The sequence below is a fragment of the Streptomyces sp. NBC_01296 genome (assembly GCF_035984415.1).
In the GTDB taxonomy this organism is placed as follows: domain Bacteria; phylum Actinomycetota; class Actinomycetes; order Streptomycetales; family Streptomycetaceae; genus Streptomyces.
The window spans coordinates 5,025,595-5,049,146 of the sequence record NZ_CP130720.1; the positions used below are offsets into that span (position 1 = coordinate 5,025,595).

The 23,552-nt window shown below is 72.1% G+C and carries 30 protein-coding genes; 14 read left to right on the forward strand and 16 right to left on the reverse strand.

All coding sequences use genetic code 11. The annotated features are described in order from the left end of the window. Positions 1 to 4: 4 nt before the first annotated feature. The 7 genes from OG299_RS22875 to OG299_RS22905 all read right to left on the reverse strand — a co-directional run bounded on the left by OG299_RS22875 (position 5) and on the right by OG299_RS22905 (position 5,313). A complete protein-coding gene (locus OG299_RS22875) occupies positions 5 to 400 on the reverse strand; it encodes a VOC family protein (RefSeq protein WP_327362448.1) in 396 nt (131 codons plus the stop codon). A gap of 110 nt (positions 401 to 510) precedes the next feature. Then, positions 511 to 951, reverse strand: coding sequence for an NUDIX hydrolase (locus OG299_RS22880; RefSeq protein ID WP_266628343.1), 441 nt, complete (start codon positions 949 to 951; stop codon positions 511 to 513). Positions 952 to 1,169: 218 nt separating this feature from the next. Next, positions 1,170 to 1,718 carry a 2'-5' RNA ligase family protein gene (locus OG299_RS22885; RefSeq protein WP_266628345.1) on the reverse strand — a complete coding sequence of 183 codons (549 nt, stop codon included), beginning with the start codon at positions 1,716 to 1,718 and terminating at the stop codon, positions 1,170 to 1,172. 34 nt (positions 1,719 to 1,752) lie between these two features. Next, the gene (locus OG299_RS22890; protein WP_327362449.1) at positions 1,753 to 2,982 is read right to left on the reverse strand and encodes an ABC transporter permease; all 1,230 of its coding nucleotides are present in this window, start codon (positions 2,980 to 2,982) and stop codon (positions 1,753 to 1,755) included. Further along, on the reverse strand, positions 2,952 to 3,683 hold the full coding sequence (locus OG299_RS22895) for an ABC transporter ATP-binding protein (RefSeq protein ID WP_327362450.1): 732 nt from the start codon (positions 3,681 to 3,683) through the stop codon (positions 2,952 to 2,954). The genes OG299_RS22890 and OG299_RS22895 overlap by 31 nt, the downstream gene beginning before the upstream one ends. Beyond that, positions 3,680 to 4,816: a peptidoglycan-binding protein gene (locus OG299_RS22900; RefSeq protein ID WP_327362451.1), complete on the reverse strand. Its 1,137-nt coding sequence runs from the start codon at positions 4,814 to 4,816 to the stop codon at positions 3,680 to 3,682. The genes OG299_RS22895 and OG299_RS22900 overlap by 4 nt, the downstream gene beginning before the upstream one ends. Then, entirely contained in the window at positions 4,801 to 5,313 is a 513-nt protein-coding gene (locus OG299_RS22905) for a hypothetical protein (RefSeq protein WP_266628352.1), read from the reverse strand. Before OG299_RS22905 ends, OG299_RS22900 begins: the two co-directional genes overlap by 16 nt. 102 nt (positions 5,314 to 5,415) lie before the next feature. Between OG299_RS22905 and OG299_RS22910 the strand changes: the two genes are divergently transcribed. The 3 genes from OG299_RS22910 to OG299_RS22920 are packed head-to-tail and all read left to right on the forward strand — an operon-like array spanning position 5,416 to position 8,389. After that, complete coding sequence (locus OG299_RS22910; protein WP_327362452.1) at positions 5,416 to 6,141, forward strand: response regulator transcription factor; 726 nt, start codon at positions 5,416 to 5,418, stop codon at positions 6,139 to 6,141. Then, complete coding sequence (locus OG299_RS22915) at positions 6,138 to 7,424, forward strand: sensor histidine kinase (protein ID WP_327362453.1); 1,287 nt, start codon at positions 6,138 to 6,140, stop codon at positions 7,422 to 7,424. Before OG299_RS22910 ends, OG299_RS22915 begins: the two co-directional genes overlap by 4 nt. Before the next feature lie 26 nt (positions 7,425 to 7,450). Beyond that, positions 7,451 to 8,389, forward strand: coding sequence for a L,D-transpeptidase family protein (locus tag OG299_RS22920; RefSeq protein WP_327362454.1), 939 nt, complete (start codon positions 7,451 to 7,453; stop codon positions 8,387 to 8,389). Between the two features lie 40 nt (positions 8,390 to 8,429). Here OG299_RS22920 and OG299_RS22925 read toward each other — a convergent pair whose 3' ends face one another. Then, positions 8,430 to 9,080, reverse strand: a complete 651-nt coding sequence (locus tag OG299_RS22925; protein ID WP_327362455.1) for a transmembrane-type terpene cyclase — start codon at positions 9,078 to 9,080, stop codon at positions 8,430 to 8,432. A 51-nt stretch (positions 9,081 to 9,131) separates the two neighbouring features. Further along, complete coding sequence (locus OG299_RS22930; protein WP_327362456.1) at positions 9,132 to 9,407, reverse strand: hypothetical protein; 276 nt, start codon at positions 9,405 to 9,407, stop codon at positions 9,132 to 9,134. A gap of 160 nt (positions 9,408 to 9,567) precedes the next feature. Between OG299_RS22930 and OG299_RS22935 the strand changes: the two genes are divergently transcribed. From OG299_RS22935 to OG299_RS22960, 6 genes are all read left to right on the forward strand, one after another. Continuing rightward, positions 9,568 to 10,515, forward strand: a complete 948-nt coding sequence (locus tag OG299_RS22935; protein WP_327362457.1) for an LLM class F420-dependent oxidoreductase — start codon at positions 9,568 to 9,570, stop codon at positions 10,513 to 10,515. Between the two features lie 10 nt (positions 10,516 to 10,525). After that, positions 10,526 to 11,311, forward strand: coding sequence for an SDR family NAD(P)-dependent oxidoreductase (locus OG299_RS22940; RefSeq protein ID WP_327362458.1), 786 nt, complete (start codon positions 10,526 to 10,528; stop codon positions 11,309 to 11,311). 134 nt (positions 11,312 to 11,445) lie between these two features. Continuing rightward, complete coding sequence (locus OG299_RS22945; RefSeq protein WP_266628368.1) at positions 11,446 to 12,567, forward strand: LLM class flavin-dependent oxidoreductase; 1,122 nt, start codon at positions 11,446 to 11,448, stop codon at positions 12,565 to 12,567. 283 nt (positions 12,568 to 12,850) lie between these two features. Then, the gene (locus tag OG299_RS22950) at positions 12,851 to 14,590 is read left to right on the forward strand and encodes an N-acyl-D-amino-acid deacylase family protein (RefSeq protein WP_327362459.1); all 1,740 of its coding nucleotides are present in this window, start codon (positions 12,851 to 12,853) and stop codon (positions 14,588 to 14,590) included. Beyond that, positions 14,587 to 16,059 carry an aldehyde dehydrogenase family protein gene (locus OG299_RS22955; RefSeq protein WP_327362461.1) on the forward strand — a complete coding sequence of 491 codons (1,473 nt, stop codon included), beginning with the start codon at positions 14,587 to 14,589 and terminating at the stop codon, positions 16,057 to 16,059. Before OG299_RS22950 ends, OG299_RS22955 begins: the two co-directional genes overlap by 4 nt. A gap of 143 nt (positions 16,060 to 16,202) precedes the next feature. Continuing rightward, positions 16,203 to 16,490, forward strand: a complete 288-nt coding sequence (locus OG299_RS22960; RefSeq protein WP_327362463.1) for a hypothetical protein — start codon at positions 16,203 to 16,205, stop codon at positions 16,488 to 16,490. Between the two features lie 13 nt (positions 16,491 to 16,503). Here the strand turns inward: OG299_RS22960 and OG299_RS22965 are convergent, their stop codons facing one another. Both OG299_RS22965 and OG299_RS22970 read right to left on the reverse strand, forming a co-directional pair. Further along, complete coding sequence (locus OG299_RS22965) at positions 16,504 to 16,905, reverse strand: nitroreductase/quinone reductase family protein (RefSeq protein WP_327364578.1); 402 nt, start codon at positions 16,903 to 16,905, stop codon at positions 16,504 to 16,506. Further along, entirely contained in the window at positions 16,845 to 17,213 is a 369-nt protein-coding gene (locus OG299_RS22970; RefSeq protein WP_327362464.1) for a Rossmann-fold NAD(P)-binding domain-containing protein, read from the reverse strand. The genes OG299_RS22965 and OG299_RS22970 overlap by 61 nt, the downstream gene beginning before the upstream one ends. Here OG299_RS22970 and OG299_RS22975 point away from each other — a divergent pair. Next, positions 17,200 to 17,565, forward strand: coding sequence for a winged helix-turn-helix transcriptional regulator (locus tag OG299_RS22975; protein ID WP_327362465.1), 366 nt, complete (start codon positions 17,200 to 17,202; stop codon positions 17,563 to 17,565). The genes OG299_RS22970 and OG299_RS22975 overlap by 14 nt on opposite strands. Before the next feature lie 7 nt (positions 17,566 to 17,572). Beyond that, on the forward strand, positions 17,573 to 18,409 hold the full coding sequence (locus tag OG299_RS22980; protein ID WP_327362466.1) for a bestrophin-like domain: 837 nt from the start codon (positions 17,573 to 17,575) through the stop codon (positions 18,407 to 18,409). Here the strand turns inward: OG299_RS22980 and OG299_RS22985 are convergent. The 3 genes from OG299_RS22985 to OG299_RS22995 all read right to left on the reverse strand — a co-directional run bounded on the left by OG299_RS22985 (position 18,373) and on the right by OG299_RS22995 (position 21,113). Then, a complete protein-coding gene (locus OG299_RS22985; RefSeq protein ID WP_327362467.1) occupies positions 18,373 to 18,771 on the reverse strand; it encodes a VOC family protein in 399 nt (132 codons plus the stop codon). The genes OG299_RS22980 and OG299_RS22985 overlap by 37 nt on opposite strands. Positions 18,772 to 20,034: 1,263 nt before the next feature. Next, positions 20,035 to 20,280 carry a DUF397 domain-containing protein gene (locus OG299_RS22990; RefSeq protein WP_327362468.1) on the reverse strand — a complete coding sequence of 82 codons (246 nt, stop codon included), beginning with the start codon at positions 20,278 to 20,280 and terminating at the stop codon, positions 20,035 to 20,037. Continuing rightward, positions 20,277 to 21,113 (reverse strand): helix-turn-helix domain-containing protein, encoded by an 837-nt coding sequence (locus OG299_RS22995; protein ID WP_327362469.1) that lies wholly within the window; start codon positions 21,111 to 21,113, stop codon positions 20,277 to 20,279. The genes OG299_RS22990 and OG299_RS22995 overlap by 4 nt, the downstream gene beginning before the upstream one ends. A 128-nt stretch (positions 21,114 to 21,241) precedes the next feature. On the opposite strand from OG299_RS22995, the gene OG299_RS23000 reads away from it, so the two are divergent. From OG299_RS23000 to OG299_RS23010, 3 genes are read left to right on the forward strand one after another with little or no spacing between them, the layout of a single operon-like run. Then, the gene (locus tag OG299_RS23000) at positions 21,242 to 21,667 is read left to right on the forward strand and encodes an ATP-binding protein (RefSeq protein ID WP_327362470.1); all 426 of its coding nucleotides are present in this window, start codon (positions 21,242 to 21,244) and stop codon (positions 21,665 to 21,667) included. A gap of 44 nt (positions 21,668 to 21,711) precedes the next feature. Beyond that, entirely contained in the window at positions 21,712 to 21,954 is a 243-nt protein-coding gene (locus OG299_RS23005; RefSeq protein ID WP_266628387.1) for a type II toxin-antitoxin system VapB family antitoxin, read from the forward strand. After that, the gene (locus tag OG299_RS23010; protein ID WP_266628389.1) at positions 21,951 to 22,355 is read left to right on the forward strand and encodes a PIN domain nuclease; all 405 of its coding nucleotides are present in this window, start codon (positions 21,951 to 21,953) and stop codon (positions 22,353 to 22,355) included. Before OG299_RS23005 ends, OG299_RS23010 begins: the two co-directional genes overlap by 4 nt. Positions 22,356 to 22,373: 18 nt before the next feature. Here the strand turns inward: OG299_RS23010 and OG299_RS23015 are convergent, their stop codons facing one another. Together OG299_RS23015 and OG299_RS23020 are read right to left on the reverse strand one after the other, a co-directional pair. After that, entirely contained in the window at positions 22,374 to 22,622 is a 249-nt protein-coding gene (locus OG299_RS23015; protein WP_327362471.1) for a hypothetical protein, read from the reverse strand. Positions 22,623 to 22,682: 60 nt separating this feature from the next. After that, positions 22,683 to 23,543, reverse strand: a complete 861-nt coding sequence (locus OG299_RS23020) for an LLM class F420-dependent oxidoreductase (protein WP_266628392.1) — start codon at positions 23,541 to 23,543, stop codon at positions 22,683 to 22,685. Between the last annotated feature and the right edge of the window lie 9 nt (positions 23,544 to 23,552).

The following is a 23,552-nucleotide window of genomic DNA, read 5'->3' on the forward strand; positions in this document are numbered from 1 at the left end:
CGGCTCAGGGGCGCTCGCCGAGCACGTCGAGGTAGTGCGCGTTGTACATGAAGCCCAGGACGTTGCCGAACGGGTCGACCACCGAGGCGGTGACGAAGCCCGGACCGCGCTCCGTGGGCGGCTCGTACTGCTTCGCGCCCAGGGACAGCAGCTTCTCGAGCGTCGCGTCGACGTCGTCGACGTGCCAGTACACGACGGCCCCGCCCGGCTCGGCCGGCGCGCCGGGGGGCGCGTAGCGGCGGTCGATCAGCCCGAGCTCGTGCTGGTAGTCGCCGAGCCGGAACTCGGCGTACCCCGGCCGCTCGAAGTAGGGGGCGGTGCCGAGGAGTTCGGTGTACCAGGCCTTGGCCGCGTCCAGATCGGCGGCCCAGAAACTGACGGTGGTCAGACCTCGCAACATGGACGCTCCTCGGCTGCTCGGGCCGTTGTCGATGGCAGTGCCAGGACTCTAGACACCAAGTGGGTCGGTTCCCGTCCTCTTCGGCGGGATGTCGCGAGGCTCTTGCGACGTCAGCCCATCAGCCCGAGGTGGACCGGCTCGGCCGGCGCGTCGGCCAGCAGCTCCGCGAGCCGCGGCGGCCACAGCGGCTCCCCGAGCGAGGCCAGGGCCTGCTGCGACAGCCAGCGCCAGTGCGCGTCGGGCGACTCGGGGACGGGATCGCGGCGCGGGCCGGTGGTGACGTAGATGTGCTCGTGCTGGCGTACGGGGATCCCCTCGTGGGTGAAGTCGTGCTCCCAGGTGCACAGCAGCCGCTGCGGCTCGAGGTCGGTCCACCCGGTCTCCTCCCGCAACTCCCGCCGCACGCACTCCTCGGGAGTCTCCCCGGGATCGATCCCCCCACCGGGCGGCAGCCAGTGGATCCCGACCTCGATGTTGTTCTCGCGGAAGAGGAACACCGAACCGGTCGGAGAGAGGATCACAATGCGGGCTGCCTGCCTGGGAGTTCTCATCAGATCAGCGTACGACGGGGGAGGGGGCGGGTCGATGGGATTGGGGGGTCGGAACGGTTGGCCGGGGTGCGGGGGGCGGGGTCCGTGTGCTCGGGCTCGGTGGTCCTGGTGGGCTGGGTGCGGATGGATGGGGGCTGCCGGTCAGGATCTCTGATGGGCCCTTATCGGAACATGAACCCCCAAGCCCCCACCCCCGCCCCGGTCAGCCCCTCCGCCCCTCACCCCCGCAGTGCGAACGACGCCCGGTCCCGCCATGCCGTGCCGTCGTGGACCATGAGGTCGACCGACGAGACGCGGGTCGTGAGGGGGAGCGAGCGTGTCAGGTCGGCTTCGATCTCGGCCAGTACGTCCGCCTCCTGGCGCTGCGCGACCGTCAGGTGCGGGATGACGTCCGGGAACCGGCCCCCGTACGGCTGGGCTTGCGGCCAGCGGGCGGTGATTGCCCGGGTGAGCAGCCGCAGCTCCGTGTCCGGCTCGGGGGCCAGGTACAGCACCTCCGGGAAGCGGCGGCTCTCGGCGAACCGGACGTCGAAGGCCCGGTGCGCGCCCACGGTTTCGGTGAGAGCCGCGTGGACGGCGGCGTCGATGAGCCGCTCCTCGAGGAACGGGAAGAGCACCGTCACGTGTGCCGGGATCCCGGCGGCGGCCGACGGGTCCAGCCGTTCGCGCCATGCGCGAACGGCTGGTTCGGCTTCGGGGACTTTCACGATGAGGCCCGTCTGGCCTGCCTCGTACTGGCCGGTGTCATGCGTGGTGTCGGTTGCCATGACACCGGATGGTGCCATCCGGCGCCCGCCCCCCTCACCCCGCCTGCAGGGCCAGTGTCGGCGACAGGCGGGCTGCGCGGACTGCCGGGTAGAGGCCTGCCAGGGTGCCGATCGCCAGGGTCGAGGCGAAGCCGCCCGTCACCGCCCAGAGGGGGACCACCCAGGGGAGGTCGCCCGCGCGGGCGTAGGCCGCCGTGGCCGCCGCGCCGAGGGCGATGCCCGCCAGGCCGCCGAGGCCCGACAGAAGCAGGGACTCCGTGACGAACTGGATGCGCACCTGGCCCTTGGTCGCGCCCAGCGAGCGGCGCAGGCCGATCTCGTGGCGGCGCTCCAGGACCGAGATGATCATGGTGTTCGCGACGCCGACCCCGCCCACCAGCAGGGCGATCCCGCCCAGGCCGAGCAGGAGCGTGCTGAAGGCGCCCTCCGTGGCCGCCTTCGCCTGAAGCGCCGCCGACGGGTCCGTCACCGAGACCGTGCTCGGGGACTGCGGGTTGGCCGTCGGGGCGATCAGGCTGCGGACCGCCGCCACGCGGTCGTCCGCCGAGCGCTCGTACACCGCCGTCGGGTGGCCGTCGAAGCCGAGCAGCTGCTCCGCCGCCTCCCAGCCGATCAGCGCCGAGCGCTCGATCTCCGGGGCCAGCGGGATCGGGTCCAGGATGCCGATGACCGTGAAGTACCGGCCGCCGATGAACACCTGCTGCCCCGGCTCGGTGATGCCCAGCCGCTCCGCCGAGACGTTCCCGAGCACCACCGACGGGTAGCGTCCGGTGGCCCCGTTCAGCCAGGTCCCCTTCTGCATCCGGGCGCGCAGCACCTCCGGCAGGTCGTCCTTCGTCGCCTTGAGGCCGATCCCGCCCGTCTCCTCCTTCGGGATGTTCTCCGATCGCCGTACGGACTGCGCGACGTCGCCCGTCGTACCCACCGATTCGACCCCCTCGATACGGGAGATCATGCCCGGGGCCTCCTTCGGCAGCTTCGTCTCCTGCCCCGAGAACATCGACTGGCCCGGCGTCGCCACCAGCATGTTCGTGCCCAGCTTGTCGAGCTCCCGCAGGAGCTTGGCCTGGCTGGACGAGGACACCCCGACCACCGCGATCATCGTCGCGATGCCGATCGCGATCCCGAGCGCGGACAGGAACACCCGCATCGGGCGCGAGCGCAGCCCCGCCGAGCCGACGTGCAGGACGTCCCGGGGGCCGAGGCGGGACGGGGTCAGCTTCCTGGAGGCCCTCATCGTGTTCCCGCCCCCGCCGTGTTCCATGCGTCCGCCACGATCTCCCCGTCCCGGATCCGCACCTGCCGCGGCAGGCTCGCCGCGATCTCCTGGTCGTGGGTGATCACGGCGATGGTGGCCCCGTCCCCGTTCAGCTCGTGCAGCAGCTCCATCACCGACTGCCCCGACGCCGAGTCCAGTGCGCCCGTCGGCTCGTCGGCCAGCAGCAGGTCCGGTGCGCCGGCCACCGCCCGGGCGATCGCCACGCGCTGCTTCTGCCCGCCCGACAGTTCGTGCGGCCGGTGCTCCGTCCGGTCCCCGAGGCCGACCCGCTCCAGCGCCCGCGCCGCCCGGCGGCCGCGCTCGGCGCGCGAGAGGCCGGAGTACAGCAGGCCCTCGGCGACGTTCGCCTGCGCGCTGATGCCCGGTACGAGGTGGAAGGACTGGAAGACGAAGCCGACATGGCGTGAGCGCAGCGCCGACAGGGCGCGGTCGGAGAGGGTCGCGATGTCGTGCCCCGCGATGGCGACCGCGCCGGCGCTCGGGCGGTCGAGGGTGCCGACGATGTGCAGCAGGGTGGACTTCCCGGAGCCGGACGGGCCGACGATGGCGAGGAGCTCGCCGTTCAGGACGGTGAGGTCCACCCCGCGCAGGGCCTTGACCCCGCCGGGGTACTCCTTGGTGACGCCCGCCAGCTCCACGACGGCGCGGGCGTGCCGGTTCTCTGCAGTGGCCGCTGTCGTCGTCACTGCTTCGGGATCCCCACCTGCATGCCCTCCTCGAGGGCGTCCCCCTTGACCTCGACGCGGCCCTGCCCGAACATGCCGAGCTCGACCGGGACGTCACGGACCGCGCCGTTCTCGACGACCTGCACGCCGAAGCCCCCGCCGGACAGGGCGAGGAGTGCGTTGACCGGTACGGAGAGCACGCCCTTGCGGGTTTCGCCGGTCAGCCGGATCGACACCGGGGACTGGTCCGGGCCCTTGATCTCGGAGGCGTTGTCGAGGGAGACGCTCACCTCGACCTTCGGCTTCCCACCGCCGCCGCCGCCCCCGCCGCCCCCGCCGCCTCCGGGCCCGCCCCCGCCGCCGTTCGGGTCGTCCGGGTTGGCCGTGCTGCCCACCGAGTCGATCTTCCCGGTCGCCGCGGCGCCGCCCGGCAGGTTCACGGTCACCTTGTCGCCGGTCTTCGCCACGCCCGCCTTGGCCACATCCAACTGGAACCGGACCATCCGTTCGGTTCCGGTCAGGGTCAACACCGGTTTGCCCGGCGCCGGCTCGTCGCCGACCGCCGTGTCGTTCTTCTGCACCCGCTGCGGTCCGGCCGCGAAGGCGATGTCGTCCTTGCCGACCTCGCCCGTCTCCGCCGCCTTGTGCGCCTTCTGCCAGCGCTTGACCGCCGTCGCCGTGCCCGCCGTGAAGGTGCCGTCCTGCGGGTCGAGCCCGGTGCCGTACCCGAGGGCCTGGAGGTTCCGCTTGAGCTGTTTGACGTCCTCGCCCTTGTCCCCGGTCTTCATCGGCCGGTACACGGGCGTGCTCCCGTACATGAGCCGCACCGGCTTGCCGTTGACCTCGTACAGCTTCCCGTCCCGCTCGATCGCCGTGCCGGCGCCCGCCACCCAGGTCAGCACCCCGGGGCCGCCCGCGGCGAGCTTGCGCTCCTGGGCGTAGCCGAGGGTGCCCTCGACCGTGAGCCCGGAGCTGAGGTCCCCGCGCGTCACCGGAGCCGTCTGCTGCGGCAGCCCGTCGGTGCGCCGGTCCTTCGAACCGCCCGAGTCCCCCCGCGGCTGGGCCGTCACCGCGTACCCGCCACCCGAGACGGCGAGTACGACGGCCAGCGAGCCCAGCAGCCACTTGCCGCGCCGCCTCACGCGGCTTCGCACTTCTTCTGGGCCTCCTCGAAGGCCTTCTCCTGACCCTCGGGGATCTTGGTCGCGCTCATCGCGCTCCCGTTGAAGGTCGGGTCCGGGACATCGACGCCGTTGTCCCGCATGCACTTGGCCCACTTCAGGGCCTTGTCCTTGTCCTCCTGCGACATCTGGCCCGTCCCCGGGGCCTGCAGCCCGCACGCCTCGAAGGCCTTCTTCAGCGCCTCCGGGTCCTCGCTGCCCGAGCCGAGCGTCATGCCGCGCGGGTCCTGGCCGGGCTCCGGGTCGGGCGCATCGATGCCGTGCTCGCGCAGACACTTGCGCGTCTTGAGCGCCTTGTCGGCGTCGGCGCCGCTGGTCGTGCCGTTACCGCCGCCGCTCGAAGCGCTGTTCTTGCTGGAGCCGTCCTTCTTTCCGTCCTTCCCGTCCTTCCCGTCCGAACCGACACCGCCCGTGCACGCGGTGACGAAGAGGGTCAGCCCGGTGAGGGCCGCGGCCGTGGTCATGGTCATGGATCGATTCATGCGGCCGACCCTGTACCCAAGGCGGGTTTCGCTTCTCTCTCCGATCTTGCTTATGACGAGGAAATACGAGATTCCGGTAAAGAGGGCGGCATGCGAGTTCTGGTGGTGGAGGACGAGGAATTCCTCCGGGAGATGATCGCCGACGGTCTGCGCCGCGACGCGCTGGCCGTCGACGAGGCGGGCGACGGCCTCGAGGCCCTGCGGCGCCTGCGCCTCGGCGAGTACGACGTCCTCGTCCTCGACCGCGACCTGCCCGGCCTGCACGGCGACGAGGTCTGCCGGCAGGTGGTGCGCGAGCGGCTGTTGACCCGCGTCCTGATGCTGACCGCTTCCGGGACCGTACGGGACCGGGTCGAGGGGCTCGGCCTCGGCGCCGACGACTACCTCACCAAGCCCTTCGCGTACGACGAGCTCCTCGCCCGCGTCCTGGCACTGGGCCGGCGGGCCCGGCCGGCCCTGCCGCCGGTGCTGGAGCGCTGCGGGATCGCCGTCGACACGGCCCGCCGGAGCGCGACCCGCGACGGGCACCGGCTCGCGCTGTCGCGGAAGGAGTTCGCCGTGCTGGAGGCGCTGCTGCGGGCCGAGGGCGCCGTGCTCGGCAACGACGACCTGATCGAGCAGGTGTGGGAGGAGGACACCTCGTACAGCACGAATGCCGTACGGGTGACCCTCAGCAAGCTGCGGGCCAAGCTGGGCGAGCCGCCGCTGATCGAGACCGTGCCCGGCGCGGGCTACCGGATCGCGGGTCCGGCGAAAAGTCCGGCGACGGGTCCGGCCACTGGCGGGTCCGCCGATCCGATCACCGATCCGCGATGAGAGCAGTGCTCCATTCCGAGCGCGCCCGTCTCACCGCGCTCTACGGCTCGCTGCTCGTCCTCGCCGGCGGCGGCCTGATCGCCCTGATCAACATCCTGCTGCGGGGCGGCCTCTACACCCGCATCAGCGGAGCCGTCACCACCGCCGTCCCCGGCACCGCGTTCGAACGCGCCGCCGTCGAAGGCCAACTGCTCCCCGCCGTCCCCGCCCAGCGGCTCCCGCCCGGCGCCGCCACGCCCACCCAGGAGCAGCTCCGGACGTGGGCCGCCACCCGCAACCTCTCCACCGCCGTCGAGTCCGCCACCCTCCACGAGCTGCTGATCGTCTCGCTCATCGCCCTCGCCGTGTTCGCCGTACCGTCGATCTGGCTGGCCTGGTGGATGGCGGGCCGCGTGCTGCGCCCCGTCGGCGTCATCACCGAGACGGCCCGCCGCCTTTCGGGGGAGAACCTGCACGAGCGGATCGGCCTCGAGGCCCCGCCCGGCGAGCTCAAGCGGCTGGCCGACACCTTCGACGGCATGCTCGACCGGATGGAGAGCCTGGTGGGCGCGCAGCGCCGGTTCGCCGCCAACGCCGCCCACGAGCTGCGCACCCCGCTCGCCGTCCAGCGGGCGGCCGCCGAGATCGGGCTGGCCGGGGACCCGCCGCCGCAGAAGGTGGCCCGGATCCGCTCCAAGCTGATCGGCGTCGCCGACTCCAGCGAGCACCTCATCGAGTCGCTGCTGCTGCTCGCGGTATCGGAGGAGGGCCTGGAGGCCACCGCCCCGGTGGACCTGGCGGCCCTGGTCGAGACCGAACTCACCGAGGCGGCCCGGGCCGAGCCGGAGCCCGTCCCGGCCGCCGCCCCGGGCGCCGGGCGGCCCGTCGTCGTGCGGCCCGTCGTCGTACGGGACCTCGCGGCGTTGACCGTGACCGGTGACCGGGCGCTGCTGGGCCATCTGGTGCGGAATCTGCTCGGCAACGCCGTACGGCACAACCGGCCGGGCGGCCGGATCGGCGTGTCGACCTGCGCCGACGGGGAGCTGACGGTGTCCAACACCGGTCCGGTGATCGAACCCGCCGACGTACCGCGGCTGCTGGAGCCCTTCCGGCGGCGGGCCGAGCGGCAGCACACGACGGGGGAGGGCGCGGGCCTCGGGCTCTCCATCGTGGCCTCGATCGCGCGGGCGCACGGCGCGAAGCTGGTGGCACGGGCCAATCCCGCTCCGGACGGCGGACTGACCGTCAGGGTCCGCTTTCCGGTGGGACCCGCGCCGCTCCGGCCGCCGCCTGAAGAGTCCTGAATGATCCCATGTGTACCGTCGGAGGCATGAGCAAGCACCCCCGCGCCCGCTCCCGCAGTCCCCGCACGTCCCGCACCGTCCGCTCGCCCCGACGGGTCGCCGTCGCCGCCGCCCTGGGCCTGTTGGCCTTCGGGGCGGGATGGGCGTACACGGCCCAGGACGACAACTCCGGCGCCACGGCCCAGGCCCGGACCGGCGACCGCCCGGGGGAAGCGGCCGGTACCGGCGCCAACAAGCCCAGCAACCCCACCAGCCCCGCAGGCGTACCCCGCGCCACCCGCGGCGTACGCGGCGCCCCCGGAGCGCAGGCAGCCTCCGGCGCCCCAGGCGCCCCAGGCGCCCCAGGCGCACCCGCAGCCCCGGACGGCCCCGCCCAAGGCCTGGCCGACGTCAGCGACGAGACGCTGGCCAGGATCCCGGCCACCGCCCGCCAGCTCCTCCTCGTCGCCGGCAAGGCGAGGGACTCCTCGGAGTCGACGGCGACTCTCTACACCCGGCCGGCGGCCGGCGCCGACTGGGTCCGGGCCACCGAGAGCTGGCCCGCGCACAACGGCGCCGGCGGCTGGAACTCAGCCGAACGCGAGGACGGGGACCTCACCACCCCCGTGGGCGTGTTCACCCTGAGCGACGCCGGGGGTCTGCTGGAGAAGCCGCCGGGCACGAAGTTCCCGTACGACCGCAACCGGCTCTTCGTCCCCACCGGCCGGGGCGTGAACGGCGAATCCCTCACGGGCGCGTTCGAATACGTCATCGCGATCGACTACAACCGCCGGACGGGGGTCTCCCCGCTGGACCTGTTCAAGCCGGAGGGCGAGGACAAGGGCGGCGGCATCTGGCTCCACGTCGACCACAACGGCCCCTCGCAGGGCTGCATCGGCATCTCGAAGCAGGCCATGAAGAAGCTCCTGACCACCCTGGACCCGGCGGCGAAGCCGGTCATCGTGATGGGACCGGCCGGCTTCTGACCGGCCGGTGTCCGACTGACCGGCCTCCGGCCGGCCGGCGTCAGACCGTCGCGCCGGCCGGTTCCCGACCGGTCGGCGCGGCGACCGCCCGCCGCCCCCGCAGCAGCAGCCCGATGTACGCCAGGTCGAAGACGCTGCACATGATGCCGAGCCCGAGAATGAACGGCGAGTCCTCGACGACCCCGAAGAGCAGGGTCGGGGCGAGCGTCCCCAGCCATTTGGCGACGGCGATGACGAGGGACTGCCCGCGCGGCCCGCGCCGGTCGGCGTAGAGGGCGATGAACAGCCCGGACATCAGCAGGTTCTGCAAGAACGCCGAGTACCGGCTCGCGTCGTGCGTCCCGAAGTGCGCGAGGAACAGCCACTGCACGGCGAAACCGGTGCCGAACACGAGTGCGCTCCATGCCGCGAAGAGCGGCCGCGTCACGAACTCGGGCAGCTCGGCCCGCCCGAAGCGCAGGTACGTCCAGATGATCGCAATGTCGGCGACCGCCCACACGACGTTGACGATCCCCTGAGCGGAGACCCTGCTCATGAACTCGCCCGCAGCGTAGGTCGCCTCCCACGCGAAGTTCAGCGCGAGTGCGGCCACCGGCATCGCATACGTCCGGTCCCGCAGCCCGACCCGGATCGCCTCGACGTACACGACGGTCCACGCCACCCCGCTGACCAGCGTCAGAAAGAGATCCACACGCGGCACCCTAGCCAACGCGCCCCCGCCGGCACATCCCCCGCATACGGGCTACCCGGCGCGGGCGCTCCCCTGCGCCTCGTGCGCGGCCAGCCGCCGGTCCAGCTCGCGGTCCAGGGCCCGCTGCTCGGCGGTCGTCGGCGCGTAGCCATTCCATGCGTGCAGTGCCTCGCAGGCGCGCTCGGCCGATGCCGGAGGCATCCCGGCCGTACCGGCCGTCCCGGCGAGGCGAATGAGACAGGCGCGCAGCGACAGGCCCTCGGCGGCGGCCAGGGCTGTGAGTGCGGCCTTGGCTTCCGCGGGGACGCGGATGTCGGCATCCAGCATGGTCGGGCTCCTTCCCCTCGCTCCAGGGTACGGCTGCGCACCCGTCGAGTGGGTCGAACCCCTTGCCTGACGGTCCGTCAGCTACGACGATGGCCCCCGGCGCCGACGGGACGCGGAATCGGCAGCCGCAGGCGACAGGCGAAGCGGAGGCGGTGGCGGCATGGCGCGCGTGTTTGCGGAGGGCCGGCTGGTCTACGGGATGCAGCTCCCGATCCAGTCGCAGAGCACCATCTACGCCGAGCCCTGGGAGGCCTCGGCCACCGCCGTCGACCTGGCCGAGGTGGCCCGGGCCGCCGACCGGGCCGGCTTCGGGTACGTCGCCACCTGCGACCACGTGGCCATCCCGCGCCGCCTCGCCGGACCCATGAGCACCATCTGGTACGACCCGGTGGCCACCCTCGCCTTCCTCGCCGGGATCACCGAGCGCGTCCGGCTGCTGAGCCACGTCGCGATCCTGGGCCTGCGCCACCCGCTGCTCAGCGCCAAGCAGTACGCCACCCTCGACCACCTCTCGGGCGGCCGGCTGATCCTCGGCGTCGGCGCGGGCCACGTGCAGGAGGAGTTCGAGGTCCTCGGCGTCGACTTCACCCGCCGCGGGGCCGTCCTCGACGAGACCCTGGACGCGCTGCGCGCCGCCCTCGGGCCCGAGGAGTACCCGCAGTTCGAGGGCGAGCTGTTCTCCTTCAAGGACCTCGGCCAGCTGCCCCGCCCCGCCCAGGCCCGCGTCCCCGTCTGGGTCGGCGGCTCCTCGCCCGCCGCCGTGCGCCGGGCCGCCGTGCGCGGCGACGGCTGGCTCCCGCAGGGCGACCCGCGCGACAAGCTCCCCGCGCAGATCGCCCGGATCAAGGAGCTCCGCGCCGCGGCCGGGGTCGCGGACCCCATCGAGTTCGGCGCGATCACCGAGGCGCTGTACGTCGGCGAGCCCGGCTGGGACACCGGCCGCCGGACCCTCACCGGCAAGGCGGAGGCCCTCGCCGAGTCCCTCCGCGCGTACCGGGCGCTCGGCGTGGACCAGATCCAGGTCCGCTTCCGCAGCCGCGACCGCGCCGAACTGACCGACCAGATCACCGCTTTCGGGGCCGAGGTCGGCCCGCTTCTCAACGACTAGGAGTTCGGGCATGGGCAAGCTGGACGGGCGCGTCGTCGTCATCACCGGTGCGGCGCGCGGTCAGGGCGAGCAGGAGGCGCGCCTCTTCGCCGCCGAGGGCGCCAAGGTGCTCCTCGGCGACGTGCTGGACGAGCAGGGCGCCGCCGTCGCCAAGGAGATAGGCGAGGACCGCGCCCGGTACGTACGGATGGACGTGAGCCGGGAGGAGGACTGGGCGGCCGCCGTGGCCGCCGCCAAGGAGGCCTTCGGCCCGATCGACGGCCTGGTCAACAATGCGGGCATCCTGCGCTTCAACGAGCTGGTCTCGACCCCGCTGGAGGAGTTCCAGCAGCTGGTCCAGGTCAACCAGGTAGGCGCCTTCCTCGGCATCAAGACGGTCGCCCCCGAGATCGAGGCGGCCGGTGGCGGCACCATCGTCAACACCTCCTCGTACACCGGCCTGACGGGCATGGCGTTCGTCGGCTCGTACGCGGCGACCAAGGCGGCGATCGTCGGCCTGACCCGGGTGGCCGCGCTGGAGCTCGCCGCCAAGGGCATCCGGGTCAACGCGATGTGCCCGGGCGCCGTGGACACCCCGATGGCCAATCCCGGCCTGCTGGACCCGGCCAACATGAGCGACGAGGCGCGCGACGCGATGGCGGAGCTCTACCAGCGGGTCGTGCCGATGGGGCGGGTGGGCCGGCCCGACGAGGTCGCCAAGCTGGCCTTGTTCCTGAGCAGCGAGGACTCCTCGTACATCACCGGCCAGCCGTTCGTGATCGACGGCGGCTGGATGGCCGGCGTCAGCATCCTCTAGATCTCCCGCCGGATCTCCCGCCGGGCCGAGCTCATCTGATGGAGCGTCAGGTATTGACGCTCCCGCTCCCGCGGTGGAACAGTCGACTCATCAAATCTGACGACACGTCAGAAATCAAAGGACGGTGAACCCCCTTGGAATTCGGGCTCTTCGTGCAGGGATACGTGCCTGAGGCGCGGTCCAAGGTCGACCCCGAGGCAGAGCACAAGGCGCTGGTCGAGGAGACCGAGTACGTCATCCAGGCCGACAAGTCCGGCTTCAAGTACGCCTGGGCCTCCGAGCACCACTTCCTGGAGGAGTACTCGCACCTGTCGGCGAACGAGGTGTTCCTCGCCTACCTCGCCCACGCCACCGAGCGCATCCACCTCGGCTCCGGCATCTTCAACCCGCTCGCCCCCGTGAACCACCCGGTCAAGGTGGCCGAGAAGGTCACCATGCTCGACCACCTCTCCAAGGGCCGCTTCGAGTTCGGCACCGGCCGCGGCGCGGGCAGCCACGAGATCCTCGGATTCCTGCCCGGCATCACGGACATGAACGCCACCAAGGAGATCTGGGAAGAGACCATCGCCGAGTTCCCCAAGATGTTCCTCCAGGAGGAGTACGAGGGGTTCCAGGGCAAGCACTGGTCGCTGCCGCCGCGGAAGATCTTCCCCAAGCCGTACGGCAAGGCCCACCCGGCCATGTGGTACGCCGCCGGCTCCCCCTCCTCGTACGCGATGGCCGCGAAGAAGGGCCTCGGCGTCCTCGGGTTCAGCGTCCAGAAGGTCTCCGACATGGAGTGGGTGCTGGAGCAGTACAAGACGGCCATCCAGGAGGCCAAGGCCATCGGCGCGTTCGTCAACGACAACGTGATGGTCACCTCCACCGCGATATGCGCCGAGACGCACGACAAGGCGGTGGAGATCGCGGTCAACGCGAACATGAACCGCTTCCAGTCGCTCGTCTTCCGCTACCACGACACCTTCCCGCGGCCCGAGGCGATCCCGCAGTGGCCCGAGACGCTGCCCGAGTACAACGCGGAGATCATCGAGCTGCTGATCGCCGAGGAACTGCTGATCTGCGGCGACCCGTCCGAGGTGCTCGCACAGTGCAAGCGCTGGGAGCAGGCGGGCGCCGACCAGCTGTCGTTCGGCCTGCCGACCGGCGTCTCGTACGAGGACACGATGACCACCGTCAAGCTCATCGGCGAGCACGTGATCCCGAAGATCGACACGGACCCGGTCCACCGCACCACCCGCTTCCGCCAGGCCGTCTGACCCGGCGGGGGAACAGGGGCGACGTCTTCCCGGACCGACGCCCCGAACCAGCCCCGGCCGGGCGGCCACCGGCCGGGGCGCTGGGCTCCGCCCCGAACCCCCGCGCCTCAAACGCCGGCGGGGCTGGATTGGGCTGATCTGCGCTTGCGCCTGCCGTCCGGTGGGCTGGTTGCCGCGCAGCGGCAATTCCAGCCCCGCCGGCGTTTGAGGCGCGGGGTCTGGGGCGGAGCCCCAAGGTGACGGCGCGCGCCGCACCACGTACCGCAACGCAGAAGGGGACGTCATGCTCGACCACCTGATCAAGGGCGCCACCGTCGTGGACGGCACCGGCGCCCCCGCCCGCGTCGCAGACGTCGGCCTGCGCGACGGGCGGATCGCCGTCATCGGCGAACCGGGCGCGGTCACGGAGGAGGCCCGGACCGGCGAGGACGCGCACGGCCTCGTCCTGACCCCCGGCTTCGTCGACCCCCACACCCACTACGACGCCCAGCTGTTCTGGGACCCGTACGCGACGCCCTCCATGAACCACGGCGTCACCACCGTCGCCGGCGGCAACTGCGGGTTCACCCTGGCCCCGCTGCACCCCGACCGCCCCGAGGACGCCGACTACACCCGCCGCATGATGAGCAAGGTCGAGGGCATGGCCCTCAAAGCCCTCGAGGAAGGCGTCGACTGGACCTGGTCCGGCTTCGGCGAGTACCTCGACGCCCTCGAAGGGCGGATCGCCGTCAACGCCGGCTTCATGGTCGGCCACTGCGCACTGCGCCGGCACGTCATGGGCGCGGACGCCGTCGGCGGACAGCCCACCCCCGAGCAGATGCAGCAGATGCTCGACCTCTTCCACGACGCCATGAACGCCGGCGCCTGGGGCCTGTCCACCACCCAGTCCGCCACCCACTCCGACGGCGACGGCGCCCCCGTGGCCTCCCGCCACGCCAAGCCCGCCGAACTCATCGCGCTGTCGAAGGCCGTCGCAGAACACGAGGGCACCCAGCTCGAGGCCATCGTCGCGGGCTGCCTCGACCAGTTCGCCGACGAGGAGATCGACCTCTTCGTCGAGATGAGCGCCGCCGCCGGCCGCCCGCTGAACTGGAACGTCCTCACCATCGACGCCGCCGTCCCCGAACGGGTGCCGCGCCAGCTCGTACCGAGCGAGCGCGCCCGCAAGGCCGGCGGCCGCATCGTCGCGCTGACCATGCCGATCCTCACCCCCATGAACATGTCGCTCGGCACCTTCTGCGCCCTGAACCTGATCCCCGGCTGGGGCGAGATCCTCGGCCTGCCCGTGCCCGAGCGGATCGCGAAGCTGAGCGACGCCGACGTACGGGCCGAGATGCTGCGCCGCGCCGACAGCAAGGAGGCCGGGGTCTTCCGGCGCCTGGCCAACTTCGGCCGCTACGTCATCGGGGACACGTACAGCAAGGAGAACGAGGGCCTGTCCGGCCGCGTCGTGAACGACATCGCCGCCGAGCGCGGCCAAGACCCCTTCCGGTGCCTGGTCGAGATCTGCTCCCACGACGACCTGCGTACGGTGCTCTGGCCCATGCCGACCGACAACGACCCGGCCAGCTGGGCACTGCGCGCCGAGACCTGGCAGCACGAGGACGTCATGCTCGGCGGCTCCGACGCCGGCGCGCACCTGGACCGCATGTGCGGGGCCCCGTACACGACCCGCTTCCTCGGGGACTGCCTGCGCGGCCGCAAGCTGGTGCCGCTGGAGCAGGCGGTGAAGATGCTGACCGACGACCCGGCGCAGCTCTTCGGGCTGCGCGAACGCGGCCGCATCACCGAGGGGTTCCACGCGGACCTGGTGCTGTTCGACCCGGAGCGGATCGAGGCCGGTCCGGCGACCCTCGTGCACGACCTGCCCGGCGACAGCCCGCGGCTGGACGCCCGCGCGATCGGGATCGTGTCCGTACGCGTCAACGGCGTGGAGACCATCCGCGACGACCAGGTCACGGGGGCGATCCCCGGGATCGTGCTCCGCTCGGGCCGCGACACGAGGACGGTGAGCACCCGTTGAGCGAGCCCGTGCAGCAGAAGCTCTACATCGGCGGCGAGTGGGTGGAGCCGGCCGCCGGGCACTACGAGGTGGTCAACCCGGCGGACGAATCGGTGGTCGGGCTCGCGCCCGAGGCCTCGCGCGCCCAGGTCGAGGAAGCGGCGCGCGCGGCGGCGGAGGCCTTCGAGCGCTGGTCCCGTACGGCCCCCGAGGAGCGGGCGGCCGTCCTGGACCGGGCCGCGGACATCATGCAGCGCGAGTACGAGCCGTGGGCGGCCCTCGCCCGCGCCGAGACGGGCGCACCGACCGGCATCGCGCGCGGCATGCAGGTCGGGGTCGGGGTCGCCCGCTTCCGGCGGTACGCGAAGGGTGCCCTCGAACCGGTGGAACGCGGGCTGCCCCCGCAGGTCACCGAGGCCGGGCCGATGGGGAGGGCGAGCATCCTGGGGGCGCTGGAGGTGCGCCAGCCGGTCGGCGTGGTCACCTGCATCACCTCGTACAACAACCCGTGGGCGAACCCGGCGGGCAAGGTGGCCCCGGCCCTGGCCATGGGCAACACGGTGGTGGTGAAACCGGCCCCGCAGGATCCGCTGTCGGTGTTCAAGATGGCCGAGGCGCTGCACGAGGCGGGCGCCCCGGCCGGTGTGGTGAACGTGGTCTGCGGCGCCTCGGTCGAGGTCGGCGAGGCCGCGGTGGACTCCCCGTACGTGGACATGGTCTCGTTCACCGGTTCCACGGGCGTCGGGCAGCGCATCGCGGAGGTCTGCGGCCGCTCGATGAAGCGGCAGCTGATGGAGCTCGGCGGCAAGGGCGCGGCGGTCGTCTTCGAGGACGCCGACCTGGACGCGGCGGTGATGGGGATCGGCACCACCTTCTCCTTCTACTCCGGCCAGATCTGCACGGCCCCGACCCGGGTGATCGTGCACCGGTCGGTGTACGAGCAGCTGGTGGAGAAGCTGACCGGCTACCTGGCCTTCATGAAGGTCGGCGACCCGGCGGTGGCCGGCACCGTGGTGGGCCCGGTGATCTCGGCGGCGCACCGGGACCGGGTGGAGTCGTACGTCGAGTTGGGGAAGAAGGAGGGGGCGCGGATCGCCTACGGCGGCGAGCGGCCGGCGGTCGGGGACGGCCGCGGCTTCTACGTGGCGCCGACGCTGCTGGTGGACTGCACGAACGACATGCGGGTGGTCCGGGAGGAGATCTTCGGCCCGGTGGTCGTGGTCGTCCCGTTCGACGGCGGCGAGGAGGAGGCCGTGGCCCTGGCCAACGACAGCGACTTCGGCCTGCTGAGCTACGTGTGGTCCGGGGACGCGGCGCGCGGCTTCCGGGTGGCGCGCCGGCTGCGGGCGGGCGGGGTCGGCGTGAACACGATCGGCCGGAACATGGAGGCCCCGTTCGGCGGCTTCAAGCGCTCGGGCGTCGGCCGGGACGTGGGCTCGTACGCGCTGCACGCGTACAGCGAGATGCAGTCGATCGTCTGGGCGGGCTGAGCCGGACCGCCGGCGGCGGCGGGGGCGGGGGCGGGGCGGGAGCGGGGACGGGGCGGGCACGGGGCGGGCCGTGGAGCACGGACCGTCACCCCAAAGTGGAGGTGCCCGGTGACCGGGGGCAGGGGCGGGTCGTTCTGGACGGTATGAACGCCATGAAGCGCAGCCTTGCCGCCCTGGTCCTCTCCGGTGGCGCCCTCGCCCTGACCCCCGTCGCCGCCCACGCCGACGGGCCCACCCTCGGGGCGGCCGCCCCGCTCGCGCACCGCGTCGGCGACATCGCCAACCACCCGGGCCAGGCCGTACAGGACACGAAGACCGCGGTGGCCGTGACCACCTCCGCCGCCGGGTCCGCCACCAAGGCCACCGACACCTCGCTCTCCGGCGCGGGCACCGCCCTGCAGCGACTCCCGAAGGCCCCGGCGATCCGCTGACCCTCCACCCCGCCTAGGTACGGGTGACCAGCACCAGCGGGATCTCGCGGTCGGCCGCCGCCCGGTAGGCCGCGTACGAGGGCATCGCCGCCACCACCGCCGGCCACAGGCGGTCCGCCTCGGCCGGGGCGGCCCGGCGCGCGATCGCCGGGAAGGTCTCGGTCCCGACCTGGAGCGTGACGGCGGGATCGGCCGCCAGGTTCAGGTACCACGCGGGGTGCCGGTCGGCGCCCGCGTTCGACGCCGTCAGGACGTATGCGGCCCCGCCCGCCTCCTTCTCCCCGTCCCCGTCCCCGTCCCGGACGTAGGCCAGCGCCGTGCGCCGCAGCAGCCCGGACCGCCGCCCCCGCGTGGTCAGCAGCAGGTCCGAGATCCCGGGCCGCGGCTGCCCCCCGGTCTCCTCGAAGCGGCGGATGTGCTCGGCGACCCAGGGGTCCGGGCTGTCGGTGGCCGCGCCGACCGGGCGGGCCTGATCGGCCGTGATGCCGCCGCCACCCCCGTGTGGGCGCGGTGGACCGTCGGGGTCCGGACCTCGTCCAGCACCGCCCGGGCGAAGTCGGCGTGCGCGATCCGGTCGGCGGCGTCGGCCGGGCCGAACGCGTAGCCGCCGCCGGGCTCCGGCTCGGGAGCGAAGTCCCCGGCCGGGCTCAGCACCGCCCAGTCCAGCCCCGCCGGCGCCGCCGCGGAACGGGAGTCGCTGGACCCGGAGATGTTCGACCCCATCTGCCCGTCCCCGCTGGTCCCGTTCCGGATCGGCGACAAGTGGGCCTCGATGATCCTGCGTTGCCTCGAGGACAGGCCCCGCCGCTTCTCGGAGCTCAAGGTCCCGCTGCGCGGCGTCACGTCCAAGTCCCTCACCCAGTCGCTGCGCGCCCTGGAGCGCGACGGGTTCGTCGTACGGACGGAGCAGGCGCCGCCGGAGCGCCGTGTCGAGTACGCCCTCACCCCGCTCGGCCGCGGCCTCCTGGGCCCGCTGGACGCGGCGTGCGACTGGACGCGCGAGCACTGGGACGAGCTCATCGACGCCCAGGAGGCGGGGCTCGCGGGCGGGCCCTCAGGGGGAGTTGATCGTTGAGCAGGCCATGATCCTCTGGTTGCTCAACACCTTCAGCACCTTCACCCTCGGCATCCTCCTCGTCGGCGGGTTCGTCGCCCTCGCCGTGGGCGGCAGCCTCGCCGCCCGCCGTCGCTTCCCGCACCTGGCCGGCGGCGAGCACAACGAGATGGTCGGCGTCGCCCTCGGCATGTTCGGCGCGATCTACGGCATCATCCTCGCCTTCGTCGTCGTCACGCTCTGGACCCAGCTGGAGAACACCCAGACCGTCGTCGCGACCGAGGCCACCGACCTCGCCCTCGTCGTCCGCAGCGCCGAGGCCTTCCCGCCGGCCGAACGCGCCCGCGTGGAGCGGGCCGTGGGCGACTACGTGCACGCCGTCGTCGAAACCCAGTGGCCGCTCATGCGCGAGGGCAAGCCCAGCTACGAGGCCACCTCCGAGCAGACGCACGGGCTGTACCAGGCGCTCCAGGCGTACGAGCCCACCGGCACCCGCAGCGAGACCTTCTACGGGCAGGCCGCCGACCGCCTCAACGACGTCGCCGCGCAGCGCCGGGCCCGCATCACGATGGCGGAAACGTCCCTGCCGGTGCTGCTGCAGGTGCTGGTGTACGGGGGCGCGCTGGTGATCCTCCCGCTCACGTTCCTGTTCGGCCTGCGCAGCCTGAAGATGCAGCTGCTGTTCGTCTCGGCGGTGGCGGCGCTGATCGGCTTCAGCCTGCTGCTGGTGATGGCGCTGGACCGCCCCTTCGCGGGGGAACTCAGCGTCACCCCGGCCCCGTACAAGGAGGCGGCGCTGGCTCAGTTCTGGCCCGCCTCCCAGGCCGGTCAGCCCCAGGTGCGGGAGCAGAGCACGAGGCGGTAGCCGTCGGGGTCGGCGACGGTGACCCCGTACTCGTCCCAGTACGGGTTGTGCGCGGTGACCCGGGTCCCGCCGTGCTCGACGAGCCGCTGGACGAGGGCTTCGTCGGGGGCTTCGCCGAGGTAGACGACGAACAGGTCGTCGACGGTGGGGGAGGGCGTGAGGGGGTTCTCGGGGTCCCGGGTGAGCTCGAAGTGCCAGCCCCCGCCGACGGGCCCGACCATCACCAGCTCGTGCTCCCCGGGCGCGATGTCGGTGCTCCGCCACAGGACGCCGAGCCCGAGCCCGTCGACGTAGAACCGCTCGGCGGCGGCGAGGTCGAGGGAGGGCCGGGCGATACGGACGTGGGTGCCTGAAGTGATCATGGGGGGAGGGTACGGGGGTGGGGGTGGGGGTGGGGGCGGGAGGCGCGGACTCGGGGCGGGGAGGCGGAGTTGGGGCGGCGGGGGCGGGTCGGAGAGGTCGGTCGGGATGCCGGGGGCGGGGTCCGAGCTGATCGGTGTCGGTGGAGTGTCCGGGGGCTTCCCGGCAGTCCACTGTCCTTCCGTGTCGTGCCGGCCCGTCAAGGGCGCTCCTACGTCGCGTCGCTACGCGATGGCCTTCGGCCACCCTTGACCGACCGACCCGCCCCGGAAAGACAACAGACTGCCGGGAAGCCCCCGAAGGATGGCCGGGGGTTCAGGGTTCCTACCTGCCCAGATCAGAGATGCCGAGCAGGGCCCCCTGTCCACCCGGAGTCCGCTCACCAGGACCACCGAGCCGGGCCAGTGATCGGCCCGCGGGGACAGCCATGCCCCCTGAAGGGCCCATAGCCACCCTTTCCGTGCCCCAGCTGGGTCAACCTGCACCAGACAGCGACCAGATACCCATGGCAGTCCGTCTGGGCCCGTGGACGCGTCAGATCGCTACGCGCTTCTCATCTCTCGCGTCCGGCCGCCGTCTGGGGCTGGGCATAGGCCGCCCAGACGCCTCCCAGGGGCGGTTTTCGAGCGTCTGCAGGCCATCTGGGGTGAAGAGAGGGCGAGAGGGAGCCTGATGCCGGATTTCTCAACCCCTCACTCCGGCAAGCGCCCATTCACCTCTCAACTGGGCGCCAAAAAGGGACAAACAACCCGCTGTCGCGCGCCCGGTCGTCTCTCCGACGGTCATGGGCGGTCTATGTCCAGCCAGGGGCGGGGCGAGGACGCCACGCAGGCAGGAGCGCGTAGCGATTCGATGCGCACACGGCCCGACCGGCACCGCATGGGCATCTCTTCGCTGTCTGGTGCGGGTTGACCCTGCCCGGGTCCGGAAGGGGGGGGCATGGGCCCTTGGGGGAGGCATGGCTGTCCCCGCATGCCCATCGCCGTCCCGGCTCGGTGGTCCTGGTGGGCGGGCTGTGGCTGACCGGGGGCCAAGGTCGGGCATCTCTGATGGACCCGTGTGCCTATCTGTCCCCCATGCCGTTCCTTCGGGGGCTTCCCGACAGTCTTTGGCATTCCGTGGCGTGCCGGTCGGTCAAGGGTGGCCGAAGGCCATCGCGTAGCGACGCGACGTAGGAGCGCCCTTGAGGGACCGGCACGCCACGGAAGGACAGTGAGACTGACGGGCAGCCCCCAGCGCCTCTTCCGACGCCGTCGAGCCGAAGCTCAGGCTCCGGTGATCCCGCCGAGGAAAGCCGTCCAGGTCGTCGGGTGCACGGCCAGCTCCGGGCTCGCCGTGAGCTTCGAGTCCCGGATGTGGACGGCGTCGGCGCACGAGGCCACCTCGACGCAGTCGTCTCCGTCACCACTGCTGTACGTCGACTTGTGCCAGGAGAGGGCGACCTCCACGCAGTCGTCGCCCTGGCTTCCGCTGTAGCTGCTCTTGAACCACCGCAACTGGGAGCTGTTCACAGGGATCCTCGCATTCGCATCAACAGGCCCACGCTGTCAGCAGGGTTGAGGGCCTGGATGCGAAGTTTGGCATACCGCTGGTGGAGAACACTGACGTCTTTCGGGTCATAGATGACTCGGCCCGACTGCTGCCCTTCGCTGTAGCCCACCCATTCGTGCTCCCCGGTTTCGAGGAGGCGGAAGGGGCCACCGAGACCTGCGTGCTGTGGGCTTACCTTCGGCATGACCTGCAGGTCGACATTGGGTAGCTCCGCGCACTCCAGGAGGTGGTCGATCAGCTGGCGGGTTACGGCGGGACCGCCGGTCTGCCTCTCGATGACCGCTTCGTCGAGGATGAAGCTGAAGACCGTGTACGGGGTGCGGTACAGGAGTTTCTGTCGGTTCAGGCGGGCCACGATCCGGGCTTCGGCCTCCTCGGCTGTGGGCGGCGGCAGCACCGCACTGACCAGTGCGCGCGCGTAGGTCTCCGTCTGTAACAGCCCTGGGACTGAACGGCATTCGTACGTGCTGAGCGCGATGGCCTCCTCTTCGTGCTCCGCCCAAGGCCTGAACCAAGACGCCAGCCCCCGCCGCCGCTGCAGCTCCCTCGCGGCGATGCGGATGACGCCGAACGCGTCCAGGACCTCCTCCGACCGGTTCACGAACTTCACGGACGGGTGCCGGCGGCCCTGTTCGACCGAGCCGACGTACTGGACCGAGTACCCGACCCGTTCTGCCAGTTGCTCCTGCGTGAGTTCGGCCCGTTTGCGGAAGGCCTTCACGGTTTCGCCGAAGTTCCGCAGGTCGCCGTCAGGTCCTGCCTCGCTGTCACCGCTGTCGTCCTGGCTCGCCATCGCGGTCACCTCCCGGATGCCAGGTTCACGGGCAGTGACCGCTACTGTCCAGAGCGTGAACTCGTACAGATGAAAAGTAGCGGTCCGGTGGCTGGGGAACTCCCCGGTTCATGCGGGACGTTGGCCCCATGACCGCACCCTCTGGCCCCACCCAGACCCTCGTACGCGTGTTCACGCAGCGTTTCAGCAGCACCCGGCGCGGCGCCCGCCTCGCGCGGTGCCTCGCCATGGTCGAGCTGCACGACTGGGGGATCCCGCACCGCACCCCGCTGTCCGAGGACGCGGAGCGGATCGTCGCCGAGTTCACCGCCAACGCCGTGACCCACGGCCGCGCCGCCGGGCGGGACTTCGAGCTCAGGCTGACGCTCCTCGAGGGCGTACTCCGGATCGAGGTGTCCGACGCCCGCCGGGAGCGGCGGCCCGTCCTGCAGCCGCACGCGTACCAGGCGGAGGGCGGCTACGGCCTGCAGATCGTCGATGCCGTCGCCGTCGACTGGGGGGTCGCGGACCGCGTGATCGGGAAGACGGTCTGGGCCGAGCTCGGCCGACGGTGATATCTTTTTTGGGAATCGTATATAAGCGTAATCTGGAGGCCGTGATGTCCCGAACGGTGATCGACCTGGACGACGAAGCCCTGGCGGAAGCCGCCCGGCACCTCGGCACCACGACCAAGCGGGACACCGTGAACGCTGCCCTGCGGGAGATCGCCGATCGACGTCGCAGAGCGGCTGCGGTGGACCGGATGCGGCAGATGGTCGACGACGGCGAGATCGACTTCTCCACGATCGAGGGCGGCGATGGCGGGGGCATGCACGGGCCGGGAAGGCGATCGGCCGCGTGAGCGAGAGCTTCCTGATCGACACGAGCGCACTCATCCGCTTCTACCGCAGGCAGGCCGCTCCCGCATGGGACGAGGTGGTCACCTCCGGAGTCGTGGGGCTGTGCGAACCGGTTCGCCAGGAGTTCCTGCGTGCCGTCGGCGGTCGTCCGGCCTACTACGAGGCCGATGGCCTGCTTCGGGAGACCTTTCCGTACTTCGTGGCCCGCGACTCCGTGTGGGAGGAGACCTCGGCGCTACAGGAGAGGATGGCCGACGAGGGCTGCCACCAGTGCGCGAGTCCGGTCGACCTGCTCGTCGCCGTCACCGCGCAGCATCACAAGCTGACCGTCCTCCACCAGGACCGGGACTTCGAGATCATCGCCCGCGTCACCGGGCAGCCCGTGCGGCGCATCGCGGACTGACCGCGCCGCGCCGCACGGTCAGGCGGATCCGTCCGGGACGAAGAGGCTCACCCGGTAGGACGTCGGGTGGACGAGGCGGCCGCAGAACTGGTCGATCCGCAGGAGCTCGGGGTCGGTGACCTTGCCCTCGGCGATGAGGCGGCGGACGTACTCCTTCAGCTCCGCGTGCTCCTGCGTCGAGAACAGCGGTTCCCAGCGGCCGGGTAGGTCCTGCGCCCGGCGGCTGGCCCGCTCCCTGCTGCGTCTGCGCTTGCGCTGGCCCGGCATGTGGATCAGCCCCCTTTCGGGGGCCATCGTCGGGCCGGCTGCGCGGCTGCGTCGAACGAATTAGAGGTACTGCGCGAAGTCGTCCAGGACCCGGAGGATCTCGGCCTCCTGCGCCGACGGGAGCTGGAGGACGACCTCCTCGATGCCCAGGTCCGCGTAGTGGGCGAGCTTGCCCGGGTTCGGGTGGACCGCGTACGGGACCACCTGGAGGCTCTTCGGGTCGCGGCCCGCGGTTTCCCACACCTGGCGCAGCACCGGCAGGGACTCGGAGAGCCCGCCGCCGCCGATGGGGAGCCAGCCGTCGGCGTGGTCGGCGACGGCGGCGAAGAGCTTCGGGCCGGCCGCGCCGCCGATCAGGGTGCGGGGGCCGTGCAGGGGGTGGCCGGGGCCGAGCTCGCGCGGGGGCTGGACCGGCTTGGGGTGGGCGGCGCTGGCCTGGACGGAGGAGAACTCGCCGACGTACGCGGTGGGTTCCGGGGCCCACAGGGCGCGCATCAGGGCCATCCGGTCCCGGACCAGTTCGCGGCGGGTGCGCCACTCGACGCCGTGGTCGGCGGCTTCCTCGACGTTCCAGCCGTAGCCGACCCCGAGGGTGAAGCGGCCGCCGGAGAGGTGGTCCAGGGTGGCGATCCGCTTCGCGAGGTCGATCGGGTCGTGCTGGGCGACCAGGGTGATGCCGGTGCCGAGGGTGATGCGCTCGGTCACGGCGGCGGCCTGGGCCAGGGCGACGAAGGGGTCGAGGGTGCGCCCGTACATCTCGGGGAGCTCGCCGCCCATGGGCGCGGAGGTGTCGCGGCTGACCGGGATGTGGGTGTGCTCGGGGAGGTAGAGCCCGGCGAACCCGCGCTCCTCGAGGGAGCGGGCGAGGCGGACGGGGGAGACGGTGTGGTCGGTCAGGAAGACGGTCGTGGCGATCCGCATGGCTGAGGG